This window comes from Hymenobacter roseosalivarius DSM 11622 (genome assembly GCF_900176135.1).
Lineage (GTDB): Bacteria > Bacteroidota > Bacteroidia > Cytophagales > Hymenobacteraceae > Hymenobacter > Hymenobacter roseosalivarius.
The window spans coordinates 1-14,733 of record NZ_FWWW01000079.1 but is presented as its reverse complement, the minus strand read 5'-3'; the positions used below and the strand labels follow the sequence as shown (position 1 = coordinate 14,733).

General features: G+C 55.0%; 17 protein-coding genes. 9 read left to right on the top strand and 8 right to left on the bottom strand.

Annotated elements, in window-relative coordinates:
- Positions 1-22: 22 nt before the first annotated feature.
- The 3 genes from B9A24_RS14460 to B9A24_RS14450 form a co-directional block, all read right to left on the bottom strand.
- Positions 23-559 (bottom strand): DUF1573 domain-containing protein, encoded by a 537-nt coding sequence (locus B9A24_RS14460; RefSeq protein ID WP_084446737.1) that lies wholly within the window; start codon positions 557-559, stop codon positions 23-25.
- A gap of 198 nt (positions 560-757) precedes the next feature.
- Entirely contained in the window at positions 758-2,170 is a 1,413-nt protein-coding gene (locus tag B9A24_RS14455) for an ATP-dependent DNA helicase (RefSeq protein ID WP_084446736.1), read from the bottom strand.
- A 312-nt stretch (positions 2,171-2,482) separates the two neighbouring features.
- Positions 2,483-2,917 carry a PaaI family thioesterase gene (locus B9A24_RS14450; protein ID WP_084446738.1) on the bottom strand — a complete coding sequence of 145 codons (435 nt, stop codon included), beginning with the start codon at positions 2,915-2,917 and terminating at the stop codon, positions 2,483-2,485.
- Between the two features lie 46 nt (positions 2,918-2,963).
- On the opposite strand from B9A24_RS14450, the gene B9A24_RS14445 reads away from it, so the two are divergent.
- The 3 genes from B9A24_RS14445 to coaD all read left to right on the top strand — a co-directional run bounded on the left by B9A24_RS14445 (position 2,964) and on the right by coaD (position 5,071).
- Complete coding sequence (locus B9A24_RS14445) at positions 2,964-3,461, top strand: NUDIX domain-containing protein (protein ID WP_159452059.1); 498 nt, start codon at positions 2,964-2,966, stop codon at positions 3,459-3,461.
- Between the two features lie 205 nt (positions 3,462-3,666).
- Positions 3,667-4,551, top strand: a complete 885-nt coding sequence (locus B9A24_RS14440) for a DUF3822 family protein (protein WP_159452058.1) — start codon at positions 3,667-3,669, stop codon at positions 4,549-4,551.
- Positions 4,552-4,588: 37 nt separating this feature from the next.
- Positions 4,589-5,071, top strand: a complete 483-nt coding sequence (gene coaD / locus B9A24_RS14435) for a pantetheine-phosphate adenylyltransferase (protein ID WP_084446733.1) — start codon at positions 4,589-4,591, stop codon at positions 5,069-5,071.
- Here coaD and B9A24_RS14430 read toward each other — a convergent pair.
- Together B9A24_RS14430 and B9A24_RS14425 are read right to left on the bottom strand one after the other, a co-directional pair.
- Positions 5,058-5,291 (bottom strand): hypothetical protein, encoded by a 234-nt coding sequence (locus tag B9A24_RS14430; RefSeq protein WP_084446732.1) that lies wholly within the window; start codon positions 5,289-5,291, stop codon positions 5,058-5,060. The genes coaD and B9A24_RS14430 overlap by 14 nt on opposite strands.
- 277 nt (positions 5,292-5,568) lie before the next feature.
- The gene (locus B9A24_RS14425) at positions 5,569-6,270 is read right to left on the bottom strand and encodes an NUDIX hydrolase (protein ID WP_084446731.1); all 702 of its coding nucleotides are present in this window, start codon (positions 6,268-6,270) and stop codon (positions 5,569-5,571) included.
- A 232-nt stretch (positions 6,271-6,502) separates the two neighbouring features.
- On the opposite strand from B9A24_RS14425, the gene B9A24_RS14420 reads away from it, so the two are divergent.
- Positions 6,503-6,997, top strand: coding sequence for a metallophosphoesterase family protein (locus tag B9A24_RS14420; RefSeq protein ID WP_084446730.1), 495 nt, complete (start codon positions 6,503-6,505; stop codon positions 6,995-6,997).
- 95 nt (positions 6,998-7,092) lie between these two features.
- Positions 7,093-7,647, top strand: coding sequence for a GNAT family N-acetyltransferase (locus tag B9A24_RS14415; protein ID WP_084446729.1), 555 nt, complete (start codon positions 7,093-7,095; stop codon positions 7,645-7,647).
- 219 nt (positions 7,648-7,866) lie between these two features.
- Here the strand turns inward: B9A24_RS14415 and B9A24_RS14410 are convergent, their stop codons facing one another.
- On the bottom strand, positions 7,867-8,283 hold the full coding sequence (locus B9A24_RS14410; RefSeq protein ID WP_234997301.1) for a hypothetical protein: 417 nt from the start codon (positions 8,281-8,283) through the stop codon (positions 7,867-7,869).
- 66 nt (positions 8,284-8,349) lie between these two features.
- Here B9A24_RS14410 and B9A24_RS14405 point away from each other — a divergent pair, with 66 nt between their 5' ends.
- Positions 8,350-9,399 (top strand): threonine aldolase family protein, encoded by a 1,050-nt coding sequence (locus B9A24_RS14405; RefSeq protein ID WP_084446727.1) that lies wholly within the window; start codon positions 8,350-8,352, stop codon positions 9,397-9,399.
- Here the strand turns inward: B9A24_RS14405 and nhaA are convergent.
- Positions 9,396-10,580: a Na+/H+ antiporter NhaA gene (gene nhaA / locus B9A24_RS14400; RefSeq protein ID WP_084446726.1), complete on the bottom strand. Its 1,185-nt coding sequence runs from the start codon at positions 10,578-10,580 to the stop codon at positions 9,396-9,398. The two genes, B9A24_RS14405 and nhaA, sit on opposite strands and share 4 nt — an antisense overlap.
- 110 nt (positions 10,581-10,690) lie before the next feature.
- Between nhaA and B9A24_RS14395 the strand changes: the two genes are divergently transcribed.
- The 3 genes from B9A24_RS14395 (at position 10,691) to B9A24_RS14385 (ending at position 13,422) form a co-directional block, all read left to right on the top strand.
- On the top strand, positions 10,691-11,998 hold the full coding sequence (locus tag B9A24_RS14395) for a cation:proton antiporter (protein WP_234997299.1): 1,308 nt from the start codon (positions 10,691-10,693) through the stop codon (positions 11,996-11,998).
- 121 nt (positions 11,999-12,119) lie between these two features.
- On the top strand, positions 12,120-12,779 hold the full coding sequence (locus B9A24_RS14390) for a metallophosphoesterase family protein (RefSeq protein ID WP_084446724.1): 660 nt from the start codon (positions 12,120-12,122) through the stop codon (positions 12,777-12,779).
- A gap of 16 nt (positions 12,780-12,795) precedes the next feature.
- Complete coding sequence (locus B9A24_RS14385; RefSeq protein WP_084446723.1) at positions 12,796-13,422, top strand: DNA-3-methyladenine glycosylase family protein; 627 nt, start codon at positions 12,796-12,798, stop codon at positions 13,420-13,422.
- A gap of 105 nt (positions 13,423-13,527) precedes the next feature.
- Here the strand turns inward: B9A24_RS14385 and B9A24_RS14380 are convergent, their stop codons facing one another.
- On the bottom strand, positions 13,528-14,442 hold the full coding sequence (locus B9A24_RS14380; RefSeq protein ID WP_084446722.1) for a DUF58 domain-containing protein: 915 nt from the start codon (positions 14,440-14,442) through the stop codon (positions 13,528-13,530).
- Positions 14,443-14,733 lie beyond the last annotated feature (291 nt).

The window sequence follows — 14,733 nt, the reverse complement described above, 5'->3', positions numbered from 1 at the left end:
CGGCTTTTTTGTGCGCTAATATTTACGAAGACTTGCGCTTCGCTTTAATTTTGCTGTCGCCGACCTTGGTCTTCTGCTTAGCGTCGCTGGCCTCAGTCGAGACGTCAGTTTTGGCGGGAATAGCTTCGGTGGTAGCGGTAGCGGCGTCTTTCACTTCGCCTACCAGGGCCACCATAGCATTGCCACTAGTTGAGTTTGACTCAACCGTGAGCACTTTATTCTGCATCCCCATTTTGCCGGTGCTGTTGAATTTAGCCATCACGGTGCCCGATTTGCCGGGCATAATGGGCTCCTTGGTCCACTCAGGCACGGTGCAGCCGCAGGTAGTACCGATGTTGGCAATGACGAGCGGGGCAGTGCCGGTATTCTTGAACTTGAATACGTGCTCTACCACGTCGCCCTGCTTCACGCTGCCGAAGTCGTACTTCATTTCTTCGAACTGAATCTGCGGGCCGGCTACTTTCTGCTGGGCGTTGGCAGGCTGCACGGCCGCCGTTTGGGCCTGGGCGGCAAAACCAGCCAGCGAAAGCGACAAAGCCAAAACAAGTGCTTTTTTCATGACATGAATGCTTAAAGAGTTGAGAGTAATAAAAGTAAGAGTTATTGTTCAACGATTGGCCTCATCCCCTAGCCCCTTCTCCTAGGGGAGAAGGGGGACAGTCCTAAAAACCAGGCTTCTAACTAATGCTAGGTTGCTAGTAAAACTAGAGGCTAGTTCCCCTTCTCCCCTAGGAGAAGAGGCTAGGGGATGAGGCAACTATTCCGCCAGCAGCTTGCTATTGAAGTTAAGCAAAAATAACCGATCAGCGGCGCGCGTGACTGCCGTGTACAGCCAGCGGGCAAATTCGGCATTTACCATGTCTTCTTTCAAAAAGCCATGGTCGACGAATACGGCCTGCCACTGTCCGCCCTGCGCCTTATGACAGGTAAGGGCATAAGCAAATTTAACCTGCAAAGCGTTCAAATATGGGTCTTTGCGTAAAGCGGCGCTCTTCTCGCGCTTCGTGCCGAGGTGGGCATAATCAGCCGAAATAGTCTGATAAAGCGCGTTGCTGCGGTCGGCGGGCAGGGCCGGCGACTCGGTGTGCAGCGTATCCAGCATCAGCTTTACCTCTATTTCTTCCTCGTCCGGGTAGTCGACGAAGCGGATGCGGGCATCGGCGAAACGGAAGCCAAATTCCTCCTGCCGACGCACGATTTTGCTCACTTGCACAAAGTCGCCGTTGGCCAGAAAGCCCATTTCAGAGTCTTTGGGTAGCCAGAAATAATTATTGCGCACCACCATGAGGTAGTCGCCAGCCTCTATTTCCTCCTCCGCCCCAAACAGCGCGTGCCGGATATGCTGGTTATACATGTTGGCGTTCTTGTTGGAACGACAAATGATGGTGGTGTTCTCGTGGCCGAAGTTTTTGTAAGCCCACCGCAGCCCGTCTTCCAGCTTTTCGCCCCCCACCGGAAAAATATCGGAGTAGCCGCGGGTGTGAAACTGGATGTGCGGCTTTTCCTCCCGCAACTCTTCCCGCAGAATGGTCGCATTCACCAGAATCCCGGATTCCTGGGCCTGGCGCATCACCTGGCGCAACTCTACCGAGTCTACTTTGGCGCGGAAACGGTGGGCCAGCAGCTCCGGGTCGAGAGCGGGACTGAGCAATTGGCCCACGGGGGGCAATTGGGCCGTGTCGCCGATGAGCAGCAGCCGGTTGGTGGGCTTTTCGAACACGTAGCCCATCAAATCATCGAGCAAACCGTTTTCCCCGAAGGCTTTTTCGTCGGAAATCATGGAAGCCTCATCCACGATATAGAGCGTGTCGGCGGTGCGGTTGGGCTGGCGCTGGAAGCTCAGGCTTTCGGAGGGAGAGCCGGAGGTCTGGCGGTAGATTTTTTTGTGAATAGTACTGGCTGCCACGCCCGAGTAAGCACTCATCACCTTAGCTGCCCGACCCGTAGGGGCCATCAGCGTGTATTTGCGCCCAAGCTGGTGCAGCCATTGTACCAGGGCACTAACCACGGTGGTTTTGCCCGTACCCGCGTAGCCTCGCAGCACAAACACCTTACGGCCCGGCAGGTCGTCTTTCAGAAACTCATCGAACTGCCGGAAAAGCTGCGCCTGGTCCTGGGTGGGTTCGTAAGGGAAATAATCGCGGACAGATGGAGTTCTGACGGTAAGCATAGTTATAATGGAAATCGTGATTTTGAGCGGGAATCTTGCTAACGATTATTCATTGTACCGCAGGTAGATGTGTTAATACTTAAGTCTTACACAGGTGAGGTTTAGATACTCACCAAACCGTGTATTACTGTCGTCTTGTTCTAACACAAGTGCTGGCAGGTACTCTGAATCGTCAAAAAAGACCACTAATCCTTCTTCTTTAAGCCCTTCATAAGCTAATCTTTTGCCATGCACAAGCAATTTGTGAATTGCTTGTGCATGGCTTTGTTTAGGTCAGCAACCATCAAATTATTTTGAAGGTATTTGAGGTAATTAGTTCGGTTCTATAACTGCCATTGTCGCGGTGGCCTTGGCAATCAGCACCTCATCGCACCACACTTCGGCTTCGCAAAAATGCAGGCGGCGGCCGGCTTTCAGTACCCAGCCTTTGGCTACTATTTTTTTCCCAATGCCAGGATTGAGGTAAGACACTTTCAGATCGGCAGTTACCATCCCGTAATTATCGGGAATGAGCGTGACGCCGGCGAAGCCGGCAACCAAGTCGGCCATGGTGGCAATAACGCCGCCGTGGGCGAAGCCACGTTGCTGTTGGTGAATAAGCTCCAGGGGAAGTTCAGCTTCGACGCGGCCGGGCTCAATGAGCGTGAGGTCGGCCCCGATGTGGTGCATAAACTGCTGGCGGGTGAGCTTTTGCCGGATTCGGGCGACTAAATCGGGCGCTGGGGCGGAGTTTTGCGTAGGAGGCATCAATAGTCAAAGATACCGCCTTTTGGGCGGCCCCGCCAATCCATTTATGCCCCCCGAATCTCACCCCGATTTGCTTAATGCCTATACCGGTCAAGTACGCGTGCGCGTTTGCGGCCTGCTCGTACACCAGGGCGCGATACTGCTTACGGCCCACCGAGGCATGCTGCCCGATGATGCTCCGTTTTGGTCGGCGCCGGGCGGCGGCTGGGATTTTGGCGAGTCGGTAAAGGAATGCTTGGTTCGGGAGTTTCGGGAAGAAACCGGGTTGGATATTACGGTAGGGCGCTTTTTACACCTGCACGAGTTTCGGCGCGACAACCTGCAGGCGTTGGAGCTATTTTTTGAGGTAAAGCCCGTGGACGCCGCAGCCATTCCCAAGCTCGGCTCCGACCCGGAACATGCCGCTGATACGCAGTTGCTTACGCAGCTGGCCTTCCATACGCCCCGACAGCTGGTAGGCATGCCCCTGCCCCATGTTCACCCTATCCTTCACCAAATCATCAGCCCCGACGACATTTACATTCCGCATATTCAGTTTAAGTAGACGATCAGAAAATGGCAGTCAGCTAAAAACAGTTCGTAAGAAGCCCCCCAGCACGACATGCTGGGGGGCTTTTTTGACAGGCAGTTAATCGAATAAACGACTGGCTATCGGCCAATTAGGCCCGCGCTTACTTGTCTTGTTACCTATGTAGCCATTTGACTTCTTACCTTTAGCGGCCTACCTGGCACTTATTGCCCTTTCTGCCGTGTCCGCTTCCTCTTCTACTTTTTCTTCGTCGCCTACTTCCCTGCTCGATCTGCGCGACGAGACCTTCGATGCTGCCCAATTAGGCACTTACAATCTCTACCTTACAGCGGGCCCGGCGGGCTTGCGCATCGGCGTGGCCGATGTACGCCGCAATAAGTTTGTGGTGTTGGAAGAATACTCCGCGCCCTCAGCTACCTCGCTGGCCGGTCAATTCCGTACCCTGGCTGCCCAGCACGATCTGTTAGGTCAGGCGGGCTGGAACCATGTGCGCTTGGCGGTGCAGAACCGTCATTTTACGCAGTTGCCCCAACCCCTTTTCCGGGCCGGCGACGAAAGCCTTTACCTAGAATTACATCACGCCTTTGATCCGGGCCACGAAACCGTGCACCACTACACGCATCCGGGTCTGGAGATGGTAAGCGTGTTTGCGGTCGAAAAAGCCCTGGCTGAGTGGTTTCGGAGCGTTTATCCAACCGGCCGCCTGATTCATCAGACCAGCGCCTTGCTCGAAGGGATTATACACCAAAGTCAGCAAGCCACGCCGCGCCGGCTATATCTGAGCATCGGCCATCAGGAGGTAACGATTCTGGCCGTGCGCGGCAAGCGCCCGGAATTCTGCAATACGTTTGCCTTCACAACCGCCGAAGATCTCATCTACTACACCATCCTGGTGATGCAGGAACTCCAGCTCAATCCTGACCAAGATCCAGTAGTGCTGTGGGGCGATTTGATGCACCACTCCGAGCTGTTCACTATTCTACGCAAGTACATTCGCCATCTCAAATTTGGTAATCGCCCTCTGGATTTGTCGTACAGCTATCGGCTGAATGAGGTGTTCGAGTACCGGTATTTTGAGTTATACAGCCTGCATCTTTGTGAGTAAAGTATTGGGTTTCCAACAGCCAAAAGGCATCTGAACTATGACAACCCACGTTGCTTTATTCCCAGGTTCCTTTGACCCGTTTACCAATGGTCACCTCGACGTAGTGCGCCGGGGGGCAAATTTATTCGACGAAGTGATTATTGCCATTGGCAACAATAGCAGCAAAAGTCGCTACCTGCCCGTCGAGCAAATGGTGGCGTTGATAGAGGAGGTTTTTCGGGATGAGCCGCGCGTATCGGTGCGCTCCTATAAAGGGCTTACTGCCGACTTTGCCCGTGAGGTGGGTGCCCGCTACTTACTGCGCGGGCTTCGCAACACGACGGACTTTGAGTATGAGAATACCATCGCGCAGGCCAACCGCCACGTAAACCCGGAGCTGGAAACCGTCTTTTTGATTACCGCGCCGGCCTTGGCAGCCATCAGCAGCACCATCATCCGGGAGATTCACCGCTTTGGCGGCAACGTGGATAGCTTTGTACCTTTCAGCTTACCCGCCTACGCGGCACCTAGCGGCGCTTAATTACCCGTACGCCCAGCAATGTGGTGGCTGCCTCCGGGGCAAATACCGGCAGTACGATGTAAGAGGATGCCGTGAGGGTCAGGTTACCGCGCTGCATGAGCTCCTCCTCGTTGTTGCCGGTCATCACGATATCGCGCACTTTACGCGTGCGGGCGTTGAAAGTAACAACGAGCGTAACACCGCCGGTCTCAAACGTATTGACCCAGCCTTCATCTTTCATGCGAAGCGACCTGTCCTTTCGTGGCTTGGGCGGCGCGGCAGGCGGCTCGACCAGTGTTTCACGGGGTGAACCAAGCCGCTGGCGAACTTCCTCAATTGAATAACCAACGAAAGAAGGTAAGTCTACGGCCATCGGAACCGCAACAGGAGGTGCGTCCGCAGCAGAGGCAGTAACTTCACTCCGTGGCTGAGAACGAGTGCAAGCCCCCGCGCTCAATACTAGTACTGCAAAAATAAACGAGTAAACTAAACGCATAGGCTCCCACGGAGCGAAGATGCTACTTCGCGGGAGCTTCCTCGGCAGAGGTCGTGCCAACCTTTTCGCTCAGGTAGTGGCGCACGACTAAAGTGATGGAAGCGTAGGATTCAGGAAGTACTGCTAGCGCCTCCTGGGGCGTCATCCAGCGCACTTCTTCGATATATTCCTCAGCTTGGGGCTTAATGAGTGAATCGTCGAGGCACTGCATCACGTACCAGTTCGTCTTCTTCAGAATTTTATTGCCGTTGTAGGCGTAGGAGTGCCAGGTACTGGGCAGTTCCTCGCCCAGCTCGATCTTGATGTTGCATTCCTCTTCTACTTCGCGCAGGGCGCCTAACGCTGGATCTTCCTCCTTTTTGAGCTTACCCTTGGGCAAATCCCACTTGCCAAGGCGATAGATCATCAGCACCAGGCCATCTTTTACTACTAAGCCCCCGGCCGCTTTCACGATGCGAAACTGGTCTTTGAGATGCAGAATCAGGCGCTTTTTTTTGCGGGCCAGCAGAGTCAGCGAAGTCAGCTTTTTCAGCTTTTTCACTTCCATTAGCCGCAGCAGCCGGTCGATGAAGGCATCGGTCACGTCGCGCACGAGCACGTCGCCCACCAGATCCTTGGAGATAAACTCATCCTCCGCGTTCAGAATCAGGTCGTAGCGGTGCTTGTATACTTTCTCGCTGTTCTTCTTGATAATCAGCGGAATGTCATTGACGAACACATTCATCGGGGGGCAATATGAAGAGAGGGCGGAAAGAGAAAGTCAGGCAAACCTTGCCGTAAAACACCGGATAAATATCCGCAAACGAAAATTACTTAACGGATGGGCAAGATACGAGGTAGTATGTTTAGGAGTTAGTGAATGCGGCTATTTCAACTAGTATCGTTTGATTTTGAGCTGTATTCTAGGTTTTATGCGTTCTACACGCTCTTGCGTTCTATCCTGTTTTGAACTTGAAATGAAGAAAATCGGCCTTCTCTCTGATACGCATGGTTACCTCGACGAGCGCATTTGCCACCATCTCACTGGCTGCGACGAAATATGGCACGCCGGCGACTTTGGAAATGCTGCCGTAGCCGAGGAGCTGGCTGAAATTGCCTCCCTGCGTGGCGTCTACGGCAACATCGACGGCCAAGACGTACGCCGCGCCCAACCGCTGGTGCAGTCATTTGAGCTAGAGGGCCTGCGCGTGCTCATGACACATATCGGCGGCTATCCAGGGCACTACAGCCCCGCAGCCAGATCATTGCTTACCCAAGAGCACCCCGGCTTGTTTATTAGCGGTCATTCGCATATTCTTAAAGTCATGCCCGACCCGAAGCTGGGACTATTACATCTAAATCCAGGCGCGGCTGGGCGGCATGGCTTTCACAAAGTGCGGACGCTATTGCTATTTGAGGTGCTGGGGGGCAAAATTCAAAAGTTGCAGGTGGTGGAGCTGGGGCCGAAGTGAAACACCCTTAGCAAAGGCCTCATCCCCTAGCTCCGGTTCGCTGAGGGCAAAACCTGGGCGTTTTGCCTCTCCTAGTCTGGTTTAAATTCTCTCCGATGCCTGAGTCTGCTTTGTTTCCTTATCACCCGGTTCCCGTGCTGCAAACCGCCCGCCTGCTCCTGCGCGGCTACCGGCCCGATGATTTGCCCGTCTTTCTGGCTATGTTCCAGAATCCTGATTTTTACCGTTACCTCACCGGCCGGCCATTGATGGAAGAGGAAGCGTGGACTACGCTTCTGCGTAGCGCCGGCCACTGGGTATTGCAGGGATTTGGGTTTTGGGCCGTGGAGGAAAAAGCCACCGGTCATTTCATCGGGTCAGTCGGCTTTGTCGACCGCAAGCGTAGTATCAGTCCGCCCATTAACGGAGCACCAGAAATTGGCTGGGTGCTGGACCCCGCCACCCACGGCCGGGGCTACGCCACGGAAGCCGTGCAAGCCGCTTTAGCTTGGGGAGATGCTCATTTTCGCGGGGCTCGCACGGTTTGCATTATGGACCCAGATAACCAGGCATCCCGCCGTATTGCTGCCAAGTTCGGCTATCACGAATACGCTCGTACTATTTATCACGACCAGCCTACGCTGATGCTGGAACGCCCGGCCCAGTCGTAGCGCCAGCGCCTGTGAGGAGGCCATGGTGATCAGTAAAACACCGTAGCAAAGACTTGCTGCAAGCTGCTTCACGCGGTTCTATTACGTGGGTATCCGTTTGCGGTGGGACGACTGTTGACGCTTCCTAAAAAACCAAATGCCGCAAAAAAGCGTCTTCCTATTGCGAGAAAGACGCTTTTTCTGAATTATTGAGCCAACCGACACCGGTGGCAGGCCGGTTTAAAGGGCGATTTCGGGTTTTGGCTTGTCGCCTTCTTGGCCGTCTTCGTTTACTGGCTTGGTAACAGCTTCAGCCTCATCGAAGCCTTCGGTACCGGTCTGGTTAGCTTCTACCGACTGGGTAGGAGCCGACTGGGAGACACTATCAGCAGCTTCGGCAGCGTTGGCATCAGCCTGCTTTTGCGAGCGGGCAGCGGCCTTTTCAGCCTTCGTCGCGGATTGGGCGGGAGCAACGCCGCCGTTGAAGCTGGCTTTCAACTCTTCGATGTCCACGTTCTTCAGAACGGGCGTGAGGAGTAGCTGCTTAATGATACGCTGCTTGTTATTTTGGCGCGCAATGTTCTTGCGGTGCTTCCGCTTCAGTCGGGTGACGCTCATATCCGGGTCGGTTAAAGTCGATTTATTAAGGAGGGGCAAAAGTAAGTCTTATTTTTGAATCCAGAAAACCATCGTTTGTATATCTGTCCTCTCACGCCCAGCCCTATGCCTGAACCTATTATCGATTTGCGCTCCGATACCGTCACCCGTCCGACAGCCGCCATGCTGGAGGCTATGTTCCGCGCGCCCGTCGGCGACGATGTGTACGAAGAAGATCCCACCGTGCGGGAGTTGGAAGCAACCGCCGCCGCCCAGTTTGGGCTGGAGGCCGGCCTGTTCTGCCCATCCGGCACCATGACCAACCAGATTGCCATTAAAGCTCAAACGGAACCTCTGGCCGAGGTAATCTGCGAGCAGACCGCCCACGTCTACCTCTGGGAGGTGGGGGGCATTGCTTTCCACTCGGGTGCCTCTACGGCGCTGCTGCCCGGCGACCGGGGCCGCATTTCAGCGGCGCAGGTAGAAGCGGCCATTCGCCCCGCCAACAACGTGCACTATCCTGATACCCGCCTCGTGTGCCTCGAAAATACCAGCAACCGTGGCGGCGGCAGCTGCTACTCGCTGGAAAGCATCCAGCAAATCGCGGAAGTGACGCGGCGCCACGGTTTGAGCCTGCATCTTGATGGTGCCCGGGTTTATAATGCCTTGGTCGCTACGGGCCAGTCGGCTCAGGAGTATGGCGAGTACTTCGACTCGATTTCGGTGTGCTTGTCGAAAGGCCTGGGGGCACCGGTTGGCTCCGTGCTGCTGGGCAGCAAAGCCCTGATTCAGAAATCGAAGCGCATTCGTAAGGTGATGGGCGGTGGTATGCGGCAGGCGGGCTATCTGGCGGCAGCCGGTCTGTATGCGCTGGAACACAACGTGGCGCGCCTGGCCGACGACCACCGTCGGGCACAACAGCTGAGTACGGTGCTCCAAAACCAGCCGTATGTAGCTGAAGTGCTGCCAGTCGAGACCAATCTGGTTATCTTCCGCTTGACCGACGAAATGTCCCCCAAGGCTTTTCTGGAGCATCTGGAAGAGCAAGGAATTCGGGCATCCTCATTTGGTCCCCAAATGATTCGCTTCGTCACCCACCTCGATATCGACGATGCAATGGTAGCCCGTATAGAGACGGCGTTAGCGGCGGTACCAGTAGCGGCGGTGGGCGCTTAGGCCTCTTTCACCAATTCGGGGGTTTCGGCCGCCACGGCAGCCATATCCGGGCGCGGACGCAGCAGGAAAAGACCAACCAGGGCCGAAAGAACAGAGCCTAAAATAACGGCCAGTTTAGCCAGGTCAACGCGGCTGGCATCGGAGAAGGAAAGATTGGCAATGAATATTGCCATCGTGAAGCCGATGCCAGCCGTAAAGCCCAGCCCCAGCAGGCGCCGCCAGTTCACGTTGGCGGGCAAGGAAGCCATGCCGGTTTTGATCATCAGCCACGAAGTGCCAAAAATTCCAATAGGCTTTCCCAGCAATAGTCCCAGCACGATACCCAAGCTCAACGGTGTGGTTAACTCCCGCAGCGTATCAACGGAGAGGATAATAGCCGTATTGGCCAAGGCAAATAGGGGCAGAATGAGGTAGCTGACCGGCTTTTGCAGGGCATGCTCAATCCGTTCGATAGCGTCGGTGGGGATGGTGAGCGCCAACAGCACCCCAGCGATGGTAGCGTGTACCCCCGATTTCAGCACGCAATACCACAAGGCCAGACCAAGCAAAAAGTATAGCGGCAACCAACCTATTTTCAGTCGGTTTAGCGCAACCAAAACTACCAGCAAGCCCACGCTAGCCAGCAAATAGGTCACATTCAGATCGGCGGTATAGAAAATAGCGATAATCACGACGGCCAGCAAGTCATCAATAATAGCCAGCGCCGTTAGGAAAATGCGCAGGCTGAACGGCACCCTATCACCGAGTAGGGAGAGAATACCCAGCGAAAAAGCAATGTCGGTGGCCGTGGGCACCGCCCAGCCATGCGTCAGGCCCGTGCCTGTTGTACACAGCAGGTAGATCACGGCCGGCGCCGTAACACCACCCACAGCCGCTACTACTGGCAATAGAGCGGCTCGCAGATTAGTTAGCTCACCGTAGAGGACTTCCCGCTTTATTTCTAACCCTACTAAGAAGAAGAAGATCACCATTAGCCCATCATTTATCCAATGGGACATGGTTTTCTCGAGCGGAGCAATGCCTATATGCGTCTCCCAAAGGCGCAAATAACTTTCGCCAAACGCCGAATTACTGATTGCCAGCGAAAATGCCGTAGCCAGCAGCAGCAGCAAGCCCGAGAGCTTCCCGCTGCTTGATAATTCGCGGATAGGACTAATAATTATTCGAAACAATGTGGGCATCAGAGTAATGTAGGGGCGCAGGCAAGAGAATAGTACGGAAGCAAGGGCAAATTTACGGCTCTTACTAACGATAACTAAAAAATAGGCGACCTTGGGCACGTTTGGGCCGGATGCCTGCCTTCTATTTTCTTTTGTCGTTGCGCATGAAGCTATATAATGTATTCGCCGTTTTGATGGTAGTAGCAGCCTCTTTTGGCTACCTTAATCACCGGTTTTTGCGGCTGCCCTCCACGATTGGCCTGATGGTATTGGCCTTGGTATCGTCGCTGCTGTTGGTTGGGCTGGGGCGGCTGGGGGTAAGCAGCGTGCTTACCATAGTGGAGCTGGTTCGCAGCGTCGATTTCAACACCATCCTCATGCAGGTGATGTTGAGCTTTCTGCTTTTTGCGGGCGCTATTCATGTGGATGCCGAAAGCTTGGGCGAGGAGCGGGTGCCGGTGTTTGCTTTGGCTACCATCGGAACGCTTACCTCTACCCTGCTGGTAGCCACAACCATGTATTTCCTGCTACCCCTGTTTGGGTTGCCCACAAACTTCATCTATTGCCTGCTGTTTGGGGCGCTCATCTCCCCCACCGATCCTATTGCCGTGCTGGGCATTTTAAAACAGGCGCGCATTCCCAAAAACCTGGAAATCAAAGTAGTAGGCGAATCGCTATTTAATGATGGCATTGCGGTGGTAGTGTTTGTGAGCTTATTTCAGATTGCTCAGGTGGGCTGGGAAGAGCTAGGGCCGAGCGGTGTAGCCATTTTATTTCTGCAGGAGGCCGTGGGGGGCATTTTGCTGGGCGCCCTACTCGGCTACGGCGGCTACCGACTGCTCCGCTCCATCGACAACTACAAAGTGGAGGTGCTGATTACCCTGGCCCTGGTAACGGGCGGCACGGCCTTAGCGGCGGCCCTGCACACCTCCGGGCCGCTGGCCATTGTGGTGGCGGGCCTTATCGTTGGGCAGCAGGGCCGCTCGCTGGGCATGTCGGACACGACCCGCGAGTACGTGGATAAATTCTGGGAAATTATTGATGAGATTCTCAACGCGGTGCTTTTCGTACTCATTGGCCTGGAGATACTGGTAGTACAGCTTGGTCTCACTGACTTGCTGGTGGGCGCGGTGGCCATCGTAGTAGTACTGCTGGCCCGCCTGGTGGCCGTGGCCTTGCCCTTGGGTGTACTGCGCTTCCGCCGCAGCTTCACGGAGCACTCCGTCAAGATTCTGACCTGGGGCGGGCTGCGGGGGGGCATTTCCGTGGCTTTGGCGCTGTCTTTGCCCCCCAGCCCCGCCCGCGACCTCATTGTAGGCATCACGTACGTGGTGGTTATTTTCTCTATCATCGTGCAGGGTCTCACCATCGGTCCACTGGTAAAACGGCTGGGCTTAAGTATTGCCGAAGTGTCGGCGGAAGAACAAGGCAACAACTAGGGTTTGTGCTACTTTTGCTTACCCATTCCGCGAAGCTCCCCTGTGGTTCACCAGCGCGTATGCGGGCGGCCACCACGGAGGCGTATTTTTGCCCTCCGGCTTCTAGCTTGATTGCTTCCGTATGAACCTGTTTATTGTTGGTGACGTGCATGGCTGTTATTTCACCTTTCTGGAGCTGTTGCAGCACTGGAACCCGGCCCGGGAAATGCTCATCCAAGTGGGTGACCTCGTGGATCGGGGCAACTTCTCGCCCGAAACGGTAGCCGCTGCCATTGCCCTCAACCTGAAGCATCCCAAGCAGACTGTATTCTTGAAGGGCAACCACGAAGCTGGTATGCTCAAGTATTATGGCCCCCAGGGTCCGTATCCGAACTGGCTGGAATGGGGCGGCCGCGAGACGGTGGAGCAATACACGGTACAGGCCCACTTGCAGCTGCCCCACCTTATCTGGTTGGCTCAGCGGCCTTTATATTGGGAAAATGACGCTGTGTTTGTAAGCCACGCGGGTCTGGCCAATACGCCTACCCCCCTCGACGAAGACGACCAGGATGGCGTGCTTTGGCGCCGTGGACCCTTGCGCAACATCGGCCGCCTCCAAGTAGTCGGCCACACACCTACCCAGGACTGCCGGCCGGCTTTCGATGCGGCCCACCAGGCTCTTTACCTTGATACGGGCGCCTATATGGGCAACTGCCTGACTGGCGTGAAGCTGACCGCAGCCGGCGAAGTACTAGAGTACATTGCCATCGATACGCACCGCACCGACATCAGCTTTCGTTAGGCCAGCTTTCGCTTCTATGCTTACTGAATTTTCCCACGAAGCAGCCTTAGCCCACCTGCGCCGCGACCCAATCCTGGCCGCCGTGATTGATAACTGCCACCCCGTCGTGCCTCGCCCCCATGAGGATATTTATCTGGCATTACTAAAAGCCATCGTCAGTCAGCAGATTTCAACCAAAGCCGCCGCCGCTATCTGGAAGAAAGTAGAAGCTTTATTCCGGCCCGATGGCTACCCCGAGCCTAGCGTGCTCGTGTTGATGAGCGATGAGGAGCTGCGCGCCGCCGGCCTGTCGCGCCAGAAAGCGAGCTACCTGCGCGCCATCGCTGAGTATTCTCTTGAAAATAAGCTCGACTACGAGTTCATCGCTGGGCTGGAGGAAGAAGCTCTCACTCATCACCTTACCGCCATCCGCGGCGTGGGCCGCTGGACGGCGCAAATGCTACAAATGTTCGCTTTAGATCAGCCTGACGTGTTTCCCGAAGGTGATTTAGGCATACAAAACGCTATGCGCCGCATGTATCAGCTGGAAGAAACGGGCCGGCCTCTCTTACACCGCATCACAATAATAGCCGAGAATTGGCGGCCATATAGAACGCTGGCGTGCAAGTACTTGTGGCAATCGTTACCGACTACGCCGAAGTAGGGGCGCGTCGCACGCACCCGTCGTAATTTAATTGGGCACTGATAAGCAGAATCATTATATCATCGCAAGCCAACGTCAGCAGCGGCGGGCACCCGCGAGGCACCCCTACCGCACTTTTCCTCTTTTCACTAGATACGCATACAGCGCCTTATCAAACGGCTCCCGGATATCAACGGGCACGAAGTCGATTTTATACTGACCGCAGCGCAGAGCCAAATCCTGCTCGTAGCGCTGCATGGCGGCGCGGTACTGCTCGCGCACCTGATTGGGCTGCAACTTAACTTGCTCACCGGTTTCAATGTCCTCAAACAGATATGGCCGATCGGCAAAGGCGAACTCCGACTCCGTGGCGCGGTCCATTACGTGGAATAAGAGTACCTCGTGATGCTGGTGACGCAGGTGTTGCAAAGCCGCCAGCGTAGCAGTTTGCTCCTCCGGAGCGCGGCCCAGCATATCACTAAATAGCACGACTAAAGAGCGTTTCGGAATCTGCTGGGCAATCTGATGAATAACGTGCGACACGTCGGTAGCGCGCCGTGTGGGGGGCCTTTCCAGCAGCTGTTGCAGCGTTAGGAGCAGCGTATGGCGGTGGGTACTGGTGGAGCGCACCGGCGTTTGCAGCTCCACTTTATCGGCGAAGGTGACCAGGCCCACGGCGTCGCGCTGCTTCTGGAGTAGGGTAATAAGAGCGGCGGCGCACAGGATGGAAAAGCGCAGTTTGTCATTGCCTGGCGCTGGATAATACATGCTCGGCGATACATCGAGCAGCAAGTGGCAGCGCAAGTTGGTTTCCTCCTCGTAGCGCTTCACAAACAACTTATCGGTGCGGGCAAATACTTTCCAGTCGAGGTGGCGGGTGCTTTCACCAGGATTGTACAGGCGGTGCTCCGAAAACTCCACCGAAAAGCCGTGGTAGGGCGACTGATGCAAGCCCGTGATAAAGCCTTCGACCAGCTGACGCGCCAGAAATTCCAGGTTCTCGAACGAGCGAACGGCAGCTAAATCAAGGGGTTGGGCCATGTGGGAGAGGTGACACGTTTAGAAGGCACTTTAAAAAAGGCGGTCATGCAGAGCAGAGCGAAGCATCTCGCGTGCTGACGTCAGGTTAGTATTTCAACTTAACACGCAAGATGCTTCCTCTCTTCAGCATGACCGCCCAGTAACATCCAGCTAATTCGTTTAAACCGCAAGCGTTAGAGTAAAGATACGCAGCGAACTGCCCCTGATGGTGTTCAGCGCCTTTAACACCCACAGCCGAGCTATTCTTTCTGTGGGGGCTTTTTCATTCAGAAACCTAAGATTAAAATTTTT

Coding starts and splice junctions, on each gene's coding strand:
- B9A24_RS14430 (WP_084446732.1), bottom strand. CDS start 5,291: ATGAAAGATGAAGGCTGGGTCAATACGTTTGAGACCGGCGGTGTTACG.
- nhaA (WP_084446726.1), bottom strand. CDS start 10,580: ATGCCCACATTGTTTCGAATAATTATTAGTCCTATCCGCGAATTATCA.
- B9A24_RS14460 (WP_084446737.1), bottom strand. CDS start 559: ATGAAAAAAGCACTTGTTTTGGCTTTGTCGCTTTCGCTGGCTGGTTTT.
- B9A24_RS14395 (WP_234997299.1), top strand. CDS start 10,691: ATGCCTGCCTTCTATTTTCTTTTGTCGTTGCGCATGAAGCTATATAAT.
- B9A24_RS14445 (WP_159452059.1), top strand. CDS start 2,964: ATGCCCCCCGAATCTCACCCCGATTTGCTTAATGCCTATACCGGTCAA.
- B9A24_RS14380 (WP_084446722.1), bottom strand. CDS start 14,442: ATGGCCCAACCCCTTGATTTAGCTGCCGTTCGCTCGTTCGAGAACCTG.
- B9A24_RS14385 (WP_084446723.1), top strand. CDS start 12,796: ATGCTTACTGAATTTTCCCACGAAGCAGCCTTAGCCCACCTGCGCCGC.
- B9A24_RS14405 (WP_084446727.1), top strand. CDS start 8,350: ATGCCTGAACCTATTATCGATTTGCGCTCCGATACCGTCACCCGTCCG.
- B9A24_RS14420 (WP_084446730.1), top strand. CDS start 6,503: ATGAAGAAAATCGGCCTTCTCTCTGATACGCATGGTTACCTCGACGAG.
- B9A24_RS14450 (WP_084446738.1), bottom strand. CDS start 2,917: ATGCCTCCTACGCAAAACTCCGCCCCAGCGCCCGATTTAGTCGCCCGA.
- B9A24_RS14455 (WP_084446736.1), bottom strand. CDS start 2,170: ATGCTTACCGTCAGAACTCCATCTGTCCGCGATTATTTCCCTTACGAA.
- B9A24_RS14390 (WP_084446724.1), top strand. CDS start 12,120: ATGAACCTGTTTATTGTTGGTGACGTGCATGGCTGTTATTTCACCTTT.
- B9A24_RS14415 (WP_084446729.1), top strand. CDS start 7,093: ATGCCTGAGTCTGCTTTGTTTCCTTATCACCCGGTTCCCGTGCTGCAA.
- B9A24_RS14425 (WP_084446731.1), bottom strand. CDS start 6,270: ATGAATGTGTTCGTCAATGACATTCCGCTGATTATCAAGAAGAACAGC.
- coaD (WP_084446733.1), top strand. CDS start 4,589: ATGACAACCCACGTTGCTTTATTCCCAGGTTCCTTTGACCCGTTTACC.